We start from the raw sequence: 15,688 nt of genomic DNA, 5'->3' as shown, positions 1-15,688 counted from the left end.
GGCTTCCCTGTGAGCCCGGGCTCCGCGGGAATGTACGCCCCTTAGTATCCGTTGGGTGGGTGAGGGCCTCGGAGGGCTCCCACCGGTCGAAGACGCAGTCCAGAGACGAGGAATCTAGCCGTGAGCGACGTCCGAAACGTGATCATCATCGGCTCCGGGCCCGCCGGGTACACCGCGGCGCTCTACACCGCACGCGCGTCGCTGAAGCCCCTCGTCTTCGAGGGTGCCGTCACCGCGGGCGGCGCGCTGATGAACACCACCGAGGTGGAGAACTTCCCCGGCTTCCAGGACGGCATCATGGGCCCCGAGCTCATGGACAACATGCGCGCCCAGGCCGAGCGGTTCGGCGCCGAGCTGATCCCGGACGACATCGTCTCCGTCGACCTCACCGGCGAGATCAAGACCGTCACCGACACCGCGGGCACCGCCCACCGGGCGAAGGCCGTCATCGTCGCCACCGGCTCCCAGCACCGCAAGCTCGGCCTGCCCAACGAGGACGCCCTCTCCGGACGCGGTGTCTCCTGGTGCGCCACCTGTGACGGGTTCTTCTTCAAGGACCAGGACATCGCCGTCATCGGCGGCGGTGACACCGCCATGGAAGAGGCCACCTTCCTCTCCCGCTTCGCCAAGTCGGTGACGATCGTCCACCGCCGGGACACCCTGCGCGCCTCCAAGGCGATGCAGGAGCGTGCCTTCGCCGACCCCAAGATCACATTCGTCTGGGACAGCGAGGTCGCCGAGGTCCTGGGCGAACAGAAGCTCTCCGGCCTCAAGCTGCGCAACGTCAAGACCGGTGAACTGTCCGACCTGCCGGTGACCGGCCTGTTCATCGCCATCGGCCACGACCCGCGCACCGAGCTGTTCAAGGGCCAGCTGGAGCTGGACGAAGAGGGTTACCTCAAGGTCACCGCTCCCTCCACCCGGACGAACGTCACGGGCGTCTTCGCCGCCGGCGACGTGGTCGACCACACCTACCGCCAGGCCATCACCGCCGCCGGCACCGGCTGCTCCGCCGCCCTCGACGCCGAGCGCTACCTCGCCGCCCTCGCCGACACCGAGCAGGCCGAGCCCGAGAAGACCACCGTCTGATCCCCCTCACCCCTCACGCACCAACAAGTTAGGAGCCCGCCGTGGCCGGCACCCTGAAGAACGTGACCGACGACTCCTTCGAGCAGGACGTCCTCAAGAGCGACAAGCCCGTCCTGGTGGACTTCTGGGCCGCCTGGTGCGGTCCGTGCCGCCAGATCGCTCCGTCCCTCGAGGCGATCGCCGCCGAGTACGGCGACAAGATCGAGGTCGTCAAGCTGAACATCGACGAGAACCCGGGCACGGCCGCGAAGTACGGCGTGATGTCGATTCCGACCCTGAACGTCTACCAGGGTGGGGAGGTCGCCAAGACCATCGTCGGCGCCAAGCCCAAGGCCGCGATCGTGCGCGACCTCGCGGACTTCATCGCCGAGTGACGTAGGCGCCGTCGTCCCGTGGACGGCGTATGTTTCACGTGAAACAGGAGTGGGCCGACCCCTTCGGGTCGGCCCACTCCGTCTTTTCCTGTGCCGCTACAACGGCCGCAGCGCCGGCTCCTTCTGCACCGCGCCCAGAAGCCGGTCCAGCGCCTGCTCCATGTCTTCCTTCCAGGAGAGCGTCGTCCGCAGTTCCAGCCGCATCCTCGGGTGCGTCGGATGGGAGCGCACCGTCTTGAACCCGACGGCGAGGAGATGGTCGGCCGGCAGGACGCAGGCAGGCTCCTTCCAGCGGGCGTCCCCGAACGCCTCGATCGCCTTGAAGCCCCGTCGCAGAAGATCCTTGGCGACGGTCTGCACCATCACCCGGCCCAGTCCCTGTCCCTGGTACCCGGGAAGGATGAACGCGGTCATCAGCTGCACGGCGTCCGGGGACACCGGACTCGTGGGGAACGCCGTCGAACGGGGCACGTAGGCGGGCGGCGCGTAGAGCACGAAGCCCACCGGCACCTCGTCCACATAGACGACCCGCCCGCAGGAGCCCCAGTCCAGCAGCACGCCGGAGATCCATGCCTCCTTCTCCTCGGCCGCCGTGCCCGCTCTCACCGCGGCCTCACCGCTGACCGGGTCCAGCTCCCAGAAGACACAGGTGCGACAGCGCTGGGGAAGATCCTGAAGGTTGTCCAGCGTGAGCGGTACGAGCCGACGCCCCATGAAGGCTGTTCCTCGCTTCCCTCGCCCGCCGTGGCGGGCTGCCGTCAAAGCACTCCGCACCCGAACGCATCGTATCCGCGTTGTCTGGCCCCGGCACGGCCCCACAGCAGAACGCGGGCCGTGTCCCGGCATCACCGGACACGGCCCGCGTGCGTGGCCCGCCGAGCGGAACCACATCCCGTCGGCCGACGGTTCAGTCCTCCGGGTCCTCGGCATCGTCCTCCAGAAGGCTCCGCTGGAGCACCGGGCCCTCGCCCGGAGCGAGCGTGCCCAGGATCCGCTCGAGGTCCTCCATGGAGGCGAACTCGACGGTGATCTTGCCCTTCTTCTGCCCCAGGTCGACCTTCACCCGCGTCTCGAAGCGGTCCGAGAGCCGCGTGGCCAGATCGCTCAGCGCCGGCGAGATCCGCGTCCCGGCCCGGGGCCCCTTGGAACGCTGCGCCGCCTTGGGCCGCGAACCCATCAGGGTCACGATCTCCTCGACGGCCCGCACGGACAGTCCCTCGGCCACGATCCGGTGGGCCAGCCGGTCCTGCTCCTCCGCGTCCTCGACGGAGAGCAGGGCACGGGCGTGGCCGGCGGAGAGCACTCCGGCGGCCACCCGGCGCTGCACCGTCGGCGACAGCTTCAGCAGACGCAAGGTGTTGGAGACCTGCGGACGGGACCGGCCGATGCGGTCCGCCAGCTGGTCGTGGGTGCAGTTGAAGTCCTTGAGCAGCTGGTCGTAGGCAGCCGCCTCTTCCAGCGGGTTGAGCTGGGCGCGGTGCAGATTCTCCAGGAGCGCGTCCAGGAGAAGCTTCTCGTCGTCCGTGGCCCGCACGATCGCCGGGATGGCTTCGAGCCCGGCCTCACGGCACGCCCTCCAGCGCCGCTCGCCCATGATGAGCTCGTAACGGCCAGGCCCCAACTGCCGCACGACGACCGGCTGCAGCAGACCGACCTCCTTGATGGAGGTGATCAGTTCCTGCAGCGCGTCCTCGTCGAAGACCTCGCGCGGCTGCCGCGGGTTCGGCGTGATGGCGTCGAGGGGGATCTCGGCGAAATGCGCGCCCAGAGGCGGAGCGGGCGTCTCCGGGGCGCCGGTCGGCGAGGACTCCTCTGTTTCACGTGGAACAGGAGGAAGCGTCGTCAGCTTCGCCGCAGCCACGCCCCGCTCGCCCGTCAGCACCGGCACGGTCGCGGGAGACGTGGAAGCTCCGCCTCCCGCCGGGGCCGGGGCGGGAACCGTGGCCCTCTCCGGCGGTCCCGCAGGGATCAGTGCGCCGAGCCCACGGCCCAACCCCCTTCGTCGCTCACTCACTGGATCCCCTCCACCATGCTCTGATCATTGCCTGCGCCGAGATGGGCCCGCGTCGCGTCATACCGGACGCCGACCCCCCGCAACGCGATTTCCCGGGCCGCCTCCAGATAGGAAAGGGCACCGCTCGAACCTGGATCGTAGGTCAACACCGTCTGCCCGTAACTCGGCGCTTCGGAGATACGGACCGAGCGCGGGATGCTCGTCCGCAGCACCTCGTCGCCGAAGTGGGTGCGCACCTCTTCCGCGACCTGCGAGGCGAGCCGCGTCCGACCGTCGTACATGGTGAGCAGGATCGTCGAGACGTGCAACGTGGGGTTGAGGTGTCCCCGCACCAGGTCGACGTTGCGCAGCAGCTGGCCCAGTCCCTCCAGCGCGTAGTACTCGCACTGGATCGGGATGAGAACTTCCTGGCCGGCCACCAGGGCGTTGACCGTCAGCAGGCCGAGGGAGGGCGGGCAGTCGATGAGGATGTAGTCCAGCGGCTGCTCATAGGACTGGATGGCCCGCTGGAGCCGGCTCTCCCGCGCCACCAGGGACACCAGCTCGATCTCCGCACCGGCGAGATCGATGGTGGCGGGGGCGCAGAAGAGACCCTCGACGTCGGTGACCGGCTGGACCACCTCGGAAAGCGGCTTGCTCTCCACCAGTACGTCGTAGATCGACGGGACTTCGGCGTGGTGGTCGATGCCCAGCGCGGTGGACGCGTTGCCCTGGGGGTCGAGGTCGATCACCAGGACACGGCCGCCGTGCAGAGCCAGCGAGGCGGCGAGATTGACGGTCGTCGTCGTCTTGCCCACCCCGCCCTTCTGGTTGGCGACGACGATGACACGCGTCTGCTCGGGTCGTGGCAGCCCTTCTCCGGCCCGGCCCAGAGCCTCGACCGCCAGCTGGGCAGCACGACCGATGGGAGTGTCGTCCATCGGAGGCGGTGTTTCACGTGAAACATCGTCCCCTGGCGACTCGGTACGGGGACCGGGGACCGGATCGGTCATCGGTCCCGCGATGTTGGCGTCGGACCGCAAGGATTCACTCTCCTCGACTTCAGGCTCGCAATGAACAGAGCCTCCCATGCCTTCGGGGTGATGAACCAGTGAGGCCTGGCGATCTGTGGAGAAATCCACCTCTGTGGACAACTTTGGAGTGGGAGCCTCTCCCAGAGAACCGAGAGGCTTTCGGTCGCGGGGTTCGGCCGCGGCCCGGCCGCGGCTGATGATGCCGTGCAACAGTGAGCGACGTTTCACGTGAAACACGATGCACAGCCGCCGAGGCCGGACTGCCGCGACACTCCGGCGCACAGAGGGCGGGCAGCTTGTGTGGAGTACGTCTGTCCGCAAAAGACGATGAGGGACGAAGACGAAGAGGACGTCAACGCCGTCGGCGCGTCCGCCCCGTGCGCGCCGCCTTGGCCCGCTTGGCGGCGAAACGCACTCCGCCGGGGCTCTCGCCGACCTGGACCCGCACGACCGTGGAGAGCGGATCCACCACGCCCTCGCCGACGTGGAGGACGGACGTCTCCGTCGCGCCGAGCTTGCTGAGCGCCGTGGCCGCAGCCTTCAGCTCCTCCTCGGCGGTGTCTCCCTTGAGCGCGAGCATCTCGCCGTAGGGCCGCAGCAGGGGGATGCCCCAGCCGGCCAGCCGGTCCAGGGGTGCCACGGCTCGTGCCGTCACGACCTGGACGGGCGGGAGTTTGCCCATGACCTCCTCGGCACGACCGCGGACCACGGTCACGTGATCCAGGCCCAGCAGCTCCACGACCTCGGTCAGGAAGTTGGTGCGCCGCAGCAGCGGTTCCAGGAGAGTGATCTTCAAGTCCTCACGGACCAGGGCCAGGGGAATGCCGGGCAGTCCGGCGCCCGACCCGACGTCGCACACCGTCACGCCCTCGGGGACCACCTCCGAGAGCACGGCACAGTTCAGCAGATGCCGCTCCCACAGGCGGGGCACCTCGCGCGGGCCGATGAGACCGCGCTGCACGCCCGCCTCGGCGAGCAGCTCCGCGTATCGGACCGCGTCCGCGAAGCGATCGCCGAAAACCTCGCGCGCCTCCTCGGGCGCGGGGGGAAGCTCCGCTGCCTCCGTCACGGGGGACCGTCCTTCCGTACCGCGTCGGCGCACCGGGCGCCGACCTCAGAACCACCAGAACTATCAGGCTGACAAAGTACGGCCCCGTCTGCTCAACAGACGGGGCCGGTGGAAGCGTGGGGCCGAATCAGGCGGGCAGCACGACGACGAAGCGCTGCGGCTCCTCGCCCTCGGACTCGCTGCGCAGCCCGGCGGCCTTGACCGCGTCGTGCACGACCTTGCGCTCGAACGGCGTCATCGGCTTCAGCTTCACGGGCTCACCGCTGCTCTTGGCCTCGGCGGCGGCCTTGGCGCCCAGCTCGGAGAGTTCGGAGCGCTTGTTGGCACGGTAGCCCGCGATGTCCAGCATCAGGCGGCTGCGGTCCCCGGTCTCCCGGTTCACGGCCAGACGGGTGAGCTCCTGGAGCGCCTCCAGCACCTCACCGTCCCGGCCGACGAGCTTCTGCAGGTCACGGCTTCCGGTGTCGCTGATGATCGAGACAGCGGCGCGGTCGCCCTCGACGTCCATGTCGATGTCGCCGTCGAGGTCGGCGATGTCCAGCAGACCCTCGAGGTAGTCCGCCGCGATGTCGCCCTCCTGCTCCAGGCGGGTCAGGGTGTCTGCACCCTCGGCAGCGGCGGAGGTGGTGCCTTCCGTCACGGGATGGACTCCTTCTTACTTCTTGGACGAGGACTTGGGCCGCTGCGGACCCTTGCGCTGGCCGGACTGGGCGCGGCTGCGACCGCCGCCGGACTTGGGCGCCGGCTTCTTCCCGGCGGATTCCACGGGGGCCGCGTCCTCCGGTTCGTCGGACTTGCTCAGCGACGTCGCGCCGGAGGCACCGGACGCGGTCGAAGAGGTCTTCGCGTCGCCGCCCGCCGTCTTCGGCGCGGCCTGGCGCTTGGCCTTGGGCTGCCGCTTGGGCTGCTGGCGCTTCGGGGCGGCCGCGGTGGTGGCCGGCGTGCCGTCCTCGGTGACGGTGGCCACGGTGCTCTCACTCTTGACGACCGTGCCGTCCGCCTGGGCCGTGAGGCCGGCTTTGTGCAGGCCGTTGATGAACTTGCGCTCGTATTCGTTGCGGTCGCGGCCCTTGGCGACGATGGCCTTGACGATGGCACGCTCGCTGCGGCGACGGGTCCTGCCGTGGCTGGTGACGTGCTTGTACAGACGGTCCAGGTAGGCGGCCTGGGCCTTGGAACCCGGGGTCGGGTTGTTGTGGATGACGTACATCTGCTGGCCCATGGTCCACAGGTTGGTGGTCAGCCAGTAGACGAGGACACCGACGGGGAAGTTGATGCCGAAGACGGCGAAGATGATGGGGAAGACGTACATCAGCATCTTCTGCTGCTGCATGAACGGCGTCTTCACCGTGGTGTCGACGTTCTTCGTCATCAGCTGGCGCTGCGTGTAGAACTGCGACAGCGACATCAGGATGATCATGACCGCGGTCACGATCCGGACGTCGGTGATCGAGGAGCCGAGCGCCTCGACCTTGTCGGAGCTGTCGGTGAACTTCGCGGCGAGCGGGGCGCCGATGATGTGCGCCTTCTGGGCGCTCTCCAGCAGCCGCTCGTTGATCACGCCGACGGTGTCGTTCGAGGCGATGCTGTTGAGCACGTGGTACAGGGCGAAGAAGAACGGCGACTGCGCCAGGATGGGAAGGCACGAGGAGAGCGGGTTGGTGCCCGTCTCCTTGTACAGCTTCATCATCTCTTCGGACTGACGCTGCTTGTCGTTCTTGTAGCGCTCCTGGATCTTCTTCATCTCGGGCTGGAGCGTCTGCATGGCCCGGGTCGCCTTGATCTGCTTCACGAAGAGCGGGATCAGGCAGATACGGATCAGGATCACCAGGGACACGATGGACAGGCCCCAGGCCCAGCCCGTGTCAGGGCCGAAGATCGCGCCGTACAGCGTGTGGAACTGCACGATGACCCAGGAAACGGGTGTCGTGATGAAGCTGAAGAAGCTGGCAATCGTGTCCACTAATCATGCTCCTTGGGCATGGGACGGGGTCTCTGCGGCCGGGCTGGAGGGGGGCTGCCCCTCGGTGGCCGAGTCGGCGGCGGAGGGCCCGCCCTTGCGTGCGCGCCATGTGCTGCGCAGCATCTCGTGCCACCGCGGACGCTTGCGCGGCGGGACGTGGTCCACGCCGCCCAGCGACCACGGATTGCAACGCAGGATGCGCCAGGCCGTGAGTGCGGTGCCCTTGAGGGCCCCGTGCCGGTCGATGGCCGTGTAGCCGTAGTGGGAACACGACGGGTAGTACTTGCACACCGGCCCGAGCAGCGGGCTGATGGTCCACTGGTACAGCTTGATCAGCGCCAGCAGCGGGTACTTCATCGCGCGCCCCCTCCCAGTAGCCGCTCGAGGGCGGCGTCCAGGTCTCGGGCCAGCTGTGCATGGTCGGCGTCACCCGCACCGGGCAGCGCTCGTACGACTACCAGGCTACCGGGGGGCAGCTGGGCGACCCGGTCCCGCATCAGGTGGCGCAGTCTGCGCTTGACCTTGTTGCGGACGACCGCACCGCCCACGGCCTTGCTCACGACGAAACCCGCACGCGTCGGGGGAGCGCTCTCCCCAGGCGCGTGCGGGTCCGTGGCACCGCTACGAAGGTGGACGACGAGGAGTGGGCGTCCGGCCCGGCGTCCTCGTCGTACCGCGGTCGCGAAGTCCTCGCGCCGCCTCAGCCGGTTCTCGGTGGGCAGCACGACGTCATGACCTGACCGGGATCAGGCGGACAGACGGGCGCGACCCTTGCTGCGGCGGGACGCGAGAATCGCGCGGCCGGCACGGGTGCGCATACGCAGCCGGAAGCCGTGGGTCTTCGCGCGACGACGGTTGTTCGGCTGGAAGGTGCGCTTGCTCACTCGGGGGCTCCAGAAAAGAATCGGTGTTTGCGGGGTGCCGTCCTGGCTGTCACCGTGCGCCCACGAGTAGCTCGCGTTACGCCCGAGTGCACCGCTTTCCGATCACCTGACGCGATCTGTGCCCATCGGAGGCAGGCGGCAGCAGCCATCGACAACTCGACCTGGTTACGGTACGCGCGGCTACGCCATTCGGTCAAACCGGCGAGCCTGGGGGACACTATCCACAGGCTGGGGACAACAACTTGAACCGCACGGGTCGCCCTGACTACCGTGGCTGGACTCCGATCCGTTCCTTGTCCCTGGCCCCACCCGAGTTGAATCCCGACCCGTCCCGCAACCACACGTTCGTGGGACCTGTGAGAGAGCGTGCCCTGTGGCTGACGTACCTGCCGATCTTGCCGCAGTGTGGCCACGAGTACTCGATCAGCTTCTCGGCGAGGGACGCGGGCAGGGCGTCGAGTCCAAGGACGAACACTGGATCCGGCGCTGTCAGCCGCTGGCCCTGGTCGCCGACACCGCCCTGCTCGCCGTGCCGAACGAGTTTGCGAAGGGCGTGCTCGAGGGCCGTCTGGCGCCGATCGTGAGCGACACCCTGAGCCGCGAGTGCGGCCGGCCGATCCGTATCGCGATCACCGTCGACGACTCCGTGGGCGAGTCCGCCGCTCCGCCGGCCGCCCGGTCCGAGCCGCGCCGGGAGGAGCCCGAGCGCCGCACCGACCCGTACCAGGGGTACGGCCGCCACCGCGCCGAGCCGCTCCCCGGTTCGCCGGGCGACCACCTGCCGACCGCGCGCCCCGCATACCCGTCGGAGTACCAGCGCCCGGAGCCGGGCGCCTGGCCGCGCCCCTCGCAGGACGAGTACGGCTGGCAGCAGCAGCGCCTCGGCTTCCCCGAGCGCGACCCCTACGCGTCGCCGTCACAGGACGCGTACGGCTCGGATTCCTACGGCGCACAGGACACGTACGGCTCGCGCGAGGGCTACGGCTCGCAGGGCCCCGACGGCTACGGCGGCGCGCCCTCCCAGGACTACCGCCCGCAGAGCATGGAGCGTCCGTCGTACGAGCAGCCGCGCTCCGACTACGAGCAGGCCCGCGGCGACTACGACCAGCAGGACGGCCGGTACGACCAGCAGGACGGCCGGCGCGAGCCGCCCGGAGGCGGCGGGCATGTGCACCGCGGCGGCCCGGTCGGCGCGAACGCCTCCAGCGGAGCCCCCGGCCCGCTGGCCGCCCAGCCGGCTCCGGCGACCGGTCCCGGCGAACCCACCGCGCGGCTGAACCCCAAGTACCTCTTCGACACCTTCGTCATCGGCGCCTCGAACCGCTTCGCGCACGCGGCCGCGGTGGCCGTCGCCGAGGCGCCGGCGAAGGCGTACAACCCCCTGTTCATCTACGGGGAGTCCGGGCTCGGCAAGACGCACCTGCTCCACGCGATCGGCCACTACGCGCGCAGCCTCTACCCGGGCACGCGCGTGCGGTACGTCAGCTCGGAGGAGTTCACCAACGAGTTCATCAACTCCATCCGCGACGGCAAGGGCGACAGCTTCCGCAAGCGCTACCGCGAGATGGACATCCTGCTCGTCGACGACATCCAGTTCCTGGCGGACAAGGAGTCGACGCAGGAGGAGTTCTTCCACACCTTCAACACGCTCCACAACGCCAACAAGCAGATCGTGCTCTCCAGCGACCGGCCGCCCAAGCAGCTGGTGACGCTGGAGGACCGGCTGCGCAACCGGTTCGAGTGGGGTCTGATCACGGACGTCCAGCCGCCCGAGCTGGAGACGCGGATCGCGATCCTGCGCAAGAAGGCGGTGCAGGAGCAGCTGAACGCGCCGCCGGAGGTGCTGGAGTTCATCGCCTCGCGGATCTCGCGCAACATCCGCGAGCTGGAGGGCGCGCTGATCCGGGTGACGGCGTTCGCGTCGCTGAACCGGCAGCCGGTGGACCTGGGCCTGACGGAGATCGTGCTCAAGGATCTGATCCCGGGCGGGGACGACTCGACGCCGGAGATCACCTCCACGGCCATCATGAGCGCGACCGCCGACTACTTCGGCCTCACGGTCGAGGACCTGTGCGGCAGCTCCCGCGGGCGCCAGCTCGTCACGGCCAGGCAGATCGCGATGTACCTGTGCCGCGAGCTGACGGACCTGTCGCTGCCGAAGATCGGCGCGCTGTTCGGCGGACGCGACCACACGACGGTCATGCACGCCGACCGGAAGATCCGCAACCTCATGGCCGAGCGGCGGTCCATCTACAACCAGGTGACCGAATTGACGAACCGCATCAAGAACGGCTGAGGACGGCAGGAGGCGGCCGGGCCCGGCTGCTGAAGCCGCTTCGAAGGGGCGTCCCCTGGGGGCGCCCCTTCGCCGTTCCCGGTGCCGTCACCGCCGTTCCCGGTGCCGTCACCGCCGTTCCCGGTGCCGTCACCGCCGTTGCTGGGGCCGCAACGACCGTTTCCCGAGCCGACGCCGGAACGTCGCTGTTCGATTAACTGCCTGGTTACGGCCTGTCTCCACAGATTCGGCGACTTTCTTCCGTCCACACCCTGGGGAGCGGGAAGTTGTCCATACGCCGTCCACAGCCGCCCCCGCCGAGACACCATCAGGCCAGGTCAACAGCCTGTGGATTGGTGGACGAACGCCCTCCACAGACTGTGGACGACCAACGGGTCCACACCCTGTGCACAGAGTTGTCCACCGCCGACCCACAGGCCGAGGCCGGTTGTCCCCAGCGATCCCCGGCTTCTCCACACCTCTGTCCACTGTTCGGCAACGCGACGCCCGTCCTCACCGGGTCGAGTGAAAGGCGTCACACCAAGGCGCCGGGTTGGGCTGTGGGAAAGACGGGTAAAGCTGGGGACGGCGCTGGGGAGAAGTCGCCCCTGCCTGTGCACGGGGTGTGCAGAACTTTCCGTTCTCCACAGCGGGCCCCGGTTGTCCACCGCCGCCGCCCACAGGCCCCGTGGACAAAATTTCCGCCCTGAGCTGCGCAAACGCGGTTATCCACGGTATCCACAGGCCCTACTACTACTCCCGACTGGAGAGAGCTGGGAATTCGTTTCGAAGCGGGTCCTGTGCACAACTCGGCCCTCGACGCCCGGCTGCCCCTCGTCACGACTTGACCCCGAGAGGCACCTACTGTCAGTGCGGTGCGTCAGACTGTTCCCCGGTGTCCTTCCCGTCCCACGGGCCGACGACACCGGGACAGACGACGAAGCGAAGCAGGGCGAGAAGCGCCGGCAACAGCAGGAGGCGGCTTACGGTGAAGATCCGGGTGGAACGCGACGTACTCGCGGAGGCAGTGGCCTGGGCGGCACGCAGCCTCCCGGCCCGTCCGCCGGCGCCGGTCCTCGCCGGCCTGCTGCTGAAGGCCGAGGACGGCCAGCTGAGCCTGTCCAGCTTCGACTACGAGGTCTCCGCGCGGGTCTCCGTCGAGGCCGAGGTCGAGGAGGAGGGCACGGTCCTCGTCTCCGGCCGGCTGCTCGCCGACATCTCACGGGCCCTGCCCAACCGCCCGGTGGAGATTTCCACAGACGGTGTACGGGCGACGGTGGTCTGCGGCTCCTCGCGGTTCACCCTCCACACCCTGCCCGTGGAGGAGTACCCGGCGCTGCCGCAGATGCCCAACGCGACGGGCACCGTCCCCGGCGAGGTCTTCGCCTCCGCCGTGCAGCAGGTGGCCATCGCCGCAGGCCGCGACGACACGCTCCCCGTCCTCACCGGCGTGCGCATCGAGATCGAGGGCGACACGGTGACGCTGGCCTCCACCGACCGCTACCGCTTCGCGGTCCGCGAGTTCCTGTGGAAGCCGGAGAACCCGGAGGCCTCCGCGGTCGCCCTGGTGCCCGCCAAGACCCTCCTGGACACCGCCAAGTCCCTGACCAGCGGCGACAGCGTGATCCTCGCCCTGTCCGGCTCGGGCGCGGGCGAAGGTCTGATCGGGTTCGAGGGCGCCGGCCGGCGGACGACCACCCGCCTCCTGGAGGGCGACCTGCCGAAGTACCGCACGCTGTTCCCGACGGAGTTCAACAGCATCGCCGTCATCGAGACCGCGCCGTTCGTCGAGGCCGTCAAGCGCGTGGCCCTGGTCGCCGAGCGCAACACCCCGGTGCGCCTCAGCTTCGAGCAGGGCGTGCTGATCCTGGAGGCCGGCTCCAGCGACGACGCACAGGCTGTGGAAAGGGTCGACTGCCAGCTGGAGGGCGACGACATCTCCATCGCCTTCAACCCGACCTTCCTGCTGGACGGCCTGAGCGCCATCGACTCCCCGGTGGCCCAGCTGTCCTTCACGACCTCCACCAAGCCCGCGCTGCTCAGCGGCAGGCCCGCGGTGGACGCCGAGGCGGACGAGGCATACAAGTACCTGATCATGCCGGTGCGGCTGAGCGGCTGAGCCGTCGGCGGTTCGCCCCTCCGTCCACAGGCCGGTGCGGACAGCGCACCGGCCCGTGGACGGAAGCCGCAGGTGGCGGCGTACGTATGAGCGCGTATGCCCACAGCTGTGCGTGACGGTCCGGGTTTAGGCTCGTACACGGGTACGAGGGTGCCTCTCACGCCACACAGCGACCTTTAAGGAACACAACTGATGGAGCTCGGTCTCGTCGGCCTCGGCAAGATGGGCGGCAACATGCGCGAGCGGATCCGCCGCGCAGGCCACACCGTCGTCGGATACGACCGCAACCCGGACCTCGCGGACGTCCAGAGCCTCGAAGAGCTCGTGGGCAGGCTCAAGGGCCCACGCGTCGTCTGGGTGATGGTGCCGGCCGGCGCCCCCACCCAGTCGACGATCGACGAGCTGGCCGAGCTGCTGGAGCCCGGCGACGTCGTCGTGGACGGCGGCAACTCCCGCTGGACCGACGACGAGAAGCACGCCGAGGAGCTGGCCGCCAAGGGCATCGGCTTCGTCGACTGCGGCGTCTCCGGCGGCGTCTGGGGCCTGGAGAACGGCTACGCGCTGATGTACGGCGGCGACGCGGAGAACGTCGCCAAGGTGCAGCCGATCTTCGACGCGCTCAAGCCCGAGGGCGACTTCGGCTCTGTGCACGCCGGCAAGGTCGGCGCGGGCCACTTCGCGAAGATGGTCCACAACGGCATCGAGTACGCCATGATGCAGGCCTACGCCGAGGGCTGGGAGCTGCTGGAGAAGGTCGACTCGGTGACCGACGTCCGGGAGGTGTTCCGCTCCTGGCAGGAGGGCACCGTCATCCGCTCCTGGCTGCTGGACCTCGCGGTCAACGCCCTCGACGAGGACGAGCACCTGGAGCAGCTGCGCGGTTATGCACAGGACTCCGGCGAGGGCCGCTGGACGGTGGAGGCGGCGATCGACAACGCCGTGCCGCTGCCCGCGATCACGGCCTCGCTGTTCGCGCGGTTCGCCTCTCGGCAGGAGGACTCCCCGCAGATGAAGATGATCGCCGCGCTGCGCAACCAGTTCGGCGGGCACGCGGTGGAGAAGAAGTAGTACGCGGTCCGCGGGCAGCGGACCGAAGCGGTAGGCAGCAGTACTCGACGGCACGGGCGGAGGTCGGCGGACGACATGCACGTCACGCATCTGTCGCTGGCCGATTTCCGCTCGTACGCCCGGGTCGAAGTCCCGCTCGACCCGGGCGTCACGGCGTTCGTCGGCCCCAACGGCCAGGGCAAGACGAACCTGGTCGAGGCCGTGGGCTACCTCGCCACCCTCGGCAGCCATCGCGTCTCCTCCGACGCCCCCCTCGTCCGCATGGGCGCCGACCGGGCGGTGATCCGCGCCCAGGTCCGGCAGGGCGAGCGGCAGCAGCTGATCGAGCTCGAACTGAACCCGGGCCGCGCCAACCGCGCCCGTATCAACCGGTCCTCCCAGGTCAGGCCGCGTGACGTGCTCGGCATCGTGCGCACCGTGCTGTTCGCGCCGGAGGACCTCGCGCTGGTCAAGGGCGACCCCGGGGAGCGCCGCCGCTTCCTGGACGAGCTGATCACGGCCCGTTCCCCGCGCATGGCCGGCGTCCGCTCCGACTACGACCGGGTCCTCAAACAGCGCAACACCCTCCTGAAGACGGCAGCGCTGGCCCGGCGGCACGGCGGCCGTGCCATGGACCTGTCTACGCTCGACGTCTGGGACCAGCACCTCGCCCGCACGGGCGCCGAACTCCTCGCCCAGCGCCTCGACCTGATCGGCGCGATCCAGCCGCTCGCCGACAAGGCCTACGAGCAACTGGCCCCCGGCGGCGGCCCCATCGCCCTGGAGTACAAGCCGTCGGCCCCCGGCGAGGCGCACACCCGCGAGGACCTGTTCGAGCAGCTGACGGCCGCCCTCGCCGACGCCCGCAAGCAGGAGATCGAGCGCGGCGTCACCCTGGTGGGACCGCACCGGGACGACCTGGTGCTGAACCTCGGCCGGCTGCCCGCCAAGGGGTACGCCTCGCACGGCGAGTCCTGGTCCTACGCGCTGGCGCTGCGTCTTGCCTCGTACGACCTGCTGCGCGCCGAGGGCAACGAACCGGTGCTCATCCTCGACGACGTCTTCGCCGAGCTGGACGCCCGCCGCCGGGAGCGGCTCGCCGAGCTGGTGGCGCCCGGCGAGCAGGTCCTGGTGACGGCCGCGGTCGACGACGACGTACCGCACGTCCTGGCGGGGGCGCGGTTCGCGGTCGCGGACGGCGAGGTGGAGCGGGTATGACCGCCCAGGACCGCGCACCCCGCCCCGCACGCCCCGTCATCGGCGACCCCGCGCCGGCCCGTGCCGCCGCCGAGCCCTCCGGCGTGGACCTCGCGCGCGTGGCCCTGCGCGCGGCGAAGGAGGCGGCACGCGCGCGTGGAGACGTGGCACGGCAGAAGAAGCAGGCGCGGCGCGGCGGCCTGCGCTCCGGGGCGCGCGCCGACGGCCGCGACCCGATGGCACTCGGCGCGGCCATCAACCGGCTGATCAGCGAGCGCGGCTGGGAGGCCCCGGCCGCTGTCGGCGGCGTGATGGGGCGCTGGCCGGAGATCGTCGGCGAGGACCTGGCCAAGCACTGTGTGCCCGAGCGGTACGACGAGGACGAGCGGGTGCTGATCGTGCGCTGCGACTCCACGGCCTGGGCGACCAACCTGCGCCTGCTGGCCCCCGCCCTGGTCGCCCGCCTCAACGAGGACCTCGGCCACGGCGCTGTCCGCCTGATCAAGGTGCTCGGCCCCGGCGGCCCCGCCCGCCGCTACGGCCCCCTGCGTGCCCCCGGCAGCACGGGGCCCGGCGACACGTACGGGTGACCGACCCTCCTGACCGACCCTTTCGGGACGTCACCGGCCCGTCCTCGGACGGCC

At 69.6% G+C, this 15,688-nt stretch carries 16 protein-coding genes; 7 read left to right on the top strand and 9 right to left on the bottom strand.

Features of this window, described 5'->3' with window-relative positions:
- The first annotated feature begins 120 nt into the window (after positions 1-120).
- On the top strand, positions 121-1,089 hold the full coding sequence (trxB, locus tag ACZ6KF_RS15360; RefSeq protein WP_469238660.1) for a thioredoxin-disulfide reductase: 969 nt from the start codon (positions 121-123) through the stop codon (positions 1,087-1,089).
- 41 nt (positions 1,090-1,130) lie between these two features.
- Complete coding sequence (trxA, locus tag ACZ6KF_RS15355) at positions 1,131-1,463, top strand: thioredoxin (RefSeq protein WP_228966305.1); 333 nt, start codon at positions 1,131-1,133, stop codon at positions 1,461-1,463.
- A gap of 96 nt (positions 1,464-1,559) precedes the next feature.
- Here trxA and ACZ6KF_RS15350 read toward each other — a convergent pair whose 3' ends face one another.
- The 9 genes from ACZ6KF_RS15350 to rpmH form a co-directional block, all read right to left on the bottom strand.
- Positions 1,560-2,177 carry a GNAT family N-acetyltransferase gene (locus ACZ6KF_RS15350; RefSeq protein WP_356629378.1) on the bottom strand — a complete coding sequence of 206 codons (618 nt, stop codon included), beginning with the start codon at positions 2,175-2,177 and terminating at the stop codon, positions 1,560-1,562.
- A gap of 193 nt (positions 2,178-2,370) precedes the next feature.
- Complete coding sequence (locus ACZ6KF_RS15345; RefSeq protein WP_469158872.1) at positions 2,371-3,477, bottom strand: ParB/RepB/Spo0J family partition protein; 1,107 nt, start codon at positions 3,475-3,477, stop codon at positions 2,371-2,373.
- The gene (locus ACZ6KF_RS15340; protein WP_469175971.1) at positions 3,474-4,547 is read right to left on the bottom strand and encodes a ParA family protein; all 1,074 of its coding nucleotides are present in this window, start codon (positions 4,545-4,547) and stop codon (positions 3,474-3,476) included. The genes ACZ6KF_RS15345 and ACZ6KF_RS15340 overlap by 4 nt, the downstream gene beginning before the upstream one ends.
- Positions 4,548-4,842: 295 nt before the next feature.
- On the bottom strand, positions 4,843-5,559 hold the full coding sequence (rsmG, locus tag ACZ6KF_RS15335; protein WP_356629374.1) for a 16S rRNA (guanine(527)-N(7))-methyltransferase RsmG: 717 nt from the start codon (positions 5,557-5,559) through the stop codon (positions 4,843-4,845).
- Positions 5,560-5,686: 127 nt separating this feature from the next.
- Positions 5,687-6,199: a Jag family protein gene (locus ACZ6KF_RS15330; RefSeq protein WP_356629372.1), complete on the bottom strand. Its 513-nt coding sequence runs from the start codon at positions 6,197-6,199 to the stop codon at positions 5,687-5,689.
- A 15-nt stretch (positions 6,200-6,214) separates the two neighbouring features.
- Positions 6,215-7,522, bottom strand: coding sequence for a membrane protein insertase YidC (gene yidC / locus ACZ6KF_RS15325; RefSeq protein WP_469158871.1), 1,308 nt, complete (start codon positions 7,520-7,522; stop codon positions 6,215-6,217).
- A 3-nt stretch (positions 7,523-7,525) separates the two neighbouring features.
- Complete coding sequence (gene yidD / locus ACZ6KF_RS15320; RefSeq protein WP_356629368.1) at positions 7,526-7,879, bottom strand: membrane protein insertion efficiency factor YidD; 354 nt, start codon at positions 7,877-7,879, stop codon at positions 7,526-7,528.
- The gene (gene rnpA, locus ACZ6KF_RS15315; RefSeq protein ID WP_356629366.1) at positions 7,876-8,247 is read right to left on the bottom strand and encodes a ribonuclease P protein component; all 372 of its coding nucleotides are present in this window, start codon (positions 8,245-8,247) and stop codon (positions 7,876-7,878) included. Before rnpA ends, yidD begins: the two co-directional genes overlap by 4 nt.
- Before the next feature lie 21 nt (positions 8,248-8,268).
- Positions 8,269-8,406 (bottom strand): 50S ribosomal protein L34, encoded by a 138-nt coding sequence (gene rpmH / locus ACZ6KF_RS15310; protein WP_003956500.1) that lies wholly within the window; start codon positions 8,404-8,406, stop codon positions 8,269-8,271.
- Positions 8,407-8,779: 373 nt separating this feature from the next.
- On the opposite strand from rpmH, the gene dnaA reads away from it, so the two are divergent.
- The 5 genes from dnaA (at position 8,780) to ACZ6KF_RS15285 (ending at position 15,634) form a co-directional block, all read left to right on the top strand.
- Entirely contained in the window at positions 8,780-10,702 is a 1,923-nt protein-coding gene (gene dnaA / locus ACZ6KF_RS15305; protein ID WP_469238658.1) for a chromosomal replication initiator protein DnaA, read from the top strand.
- 967 nt (positions 10,703-11,669) lie between these two features.
- Positions 11,670-12,800, top strand: a complete 1,131-nt coding sequence (gene dnaN, locus ACZ6KF_RS15300) for a DNA polymerase III subunit beta (protein WP_469158869.1) — start codon at positions 11,670-11,672, stop codon at positions 12,798-12,800.
- A gap of 192 nt (positions 12,801-12,992) precedes the next feature.
- Entirely contained in the window at positions 12,993-13,868 is an 876-nt protein-coding gene (gnd, locus tag ACZ6KF_RS15295; RefSeq protein WP_356629360.1) for a phosphogluconate dehydrogenase (NAD(+)-dependent, decarboxylating), read from the top strand.
- A gap of 75 nt (positions 13,869-13,943) precedes the next feature.
- Positions 13,944-15,065 (top strand): DNA replication/repair protein RecF, encoded by a 1,122-nt coding sequence (gene recF / locus ACZ6KF_RS15290; RefSeq protein WP_469158868.1) that lies wholly within the window; start codon positions 13,944-13,946, stop codon positions 15,063-15,065.
- Complete coding sequence (locus ACZ6KF_RS15285) at positions 15,062-15,634, top strand: DciA family protein (protein WP_469158867.1); 573 nt, start codon at positions 15,062-15,064, stop codon at positions 15,632-15,634. Before recF ends, ACZ6KF_RS15285 begins: the two co-directional genes overlap by 4 nt.
- Positions 15,635-15,688: the final 54 nt, after the last annotated feature.

Source organism: Streptomyces sp. NPDC046379 (genome assembly GCF_055587785.1).
This window is presented reverse-complemented; position numbering and strand designations above follow the sequence as displayed.

What these genes read in the sequence shown, in the direction of transcription:
- ACZ6KF_RS15350 (WP_356629378.1), bottom strand. Translation starts at nt 2,177, where the DNA reads ATGGGGCGTCGGCTCGTACCGCTCACGCTGGACAACCTTCAGGATCTT.
- ACZ6KF_RS15340 (WP_469175971.1), bottom strand. Translation starts at nt 4,547, where the DNA reads ATGGGAGGCTCTGTTCATTGCGAGCCTGAAGTCGAGGAGAGTGAATCC.
- yidD (WP_356629368.1), bottom strand. Translation starts at nt 7,879, where the DNA reads ATGAAGTACCCGCTGCTGGCGCTGATCAAGCTGTACCAGTGGACCATC.
- gnd (WP_356629360.1), top strand. Translation starts at nt 12,993, where the DNA reads ATGGAGCTCGGTCTCGTCGGCCTCGGCAAGATGGGCGGCAACATGCGC.
- recF (WP_469158868.1), top strand. Translation starts at nt 13,944, where the DNA reads ATGCACGTCACGCATCTGTCGCTGGCCGATTTCCGCTCGTACGCCCGG.
- ACZ6KF_RS15285 (WP_469158867.1), top strand. Translation starts at nt 15,062, where the DNA reads ATGACCGCCCAGGACCGCGCACCCCGCCCCGCACGCCCCGTCATCGGC.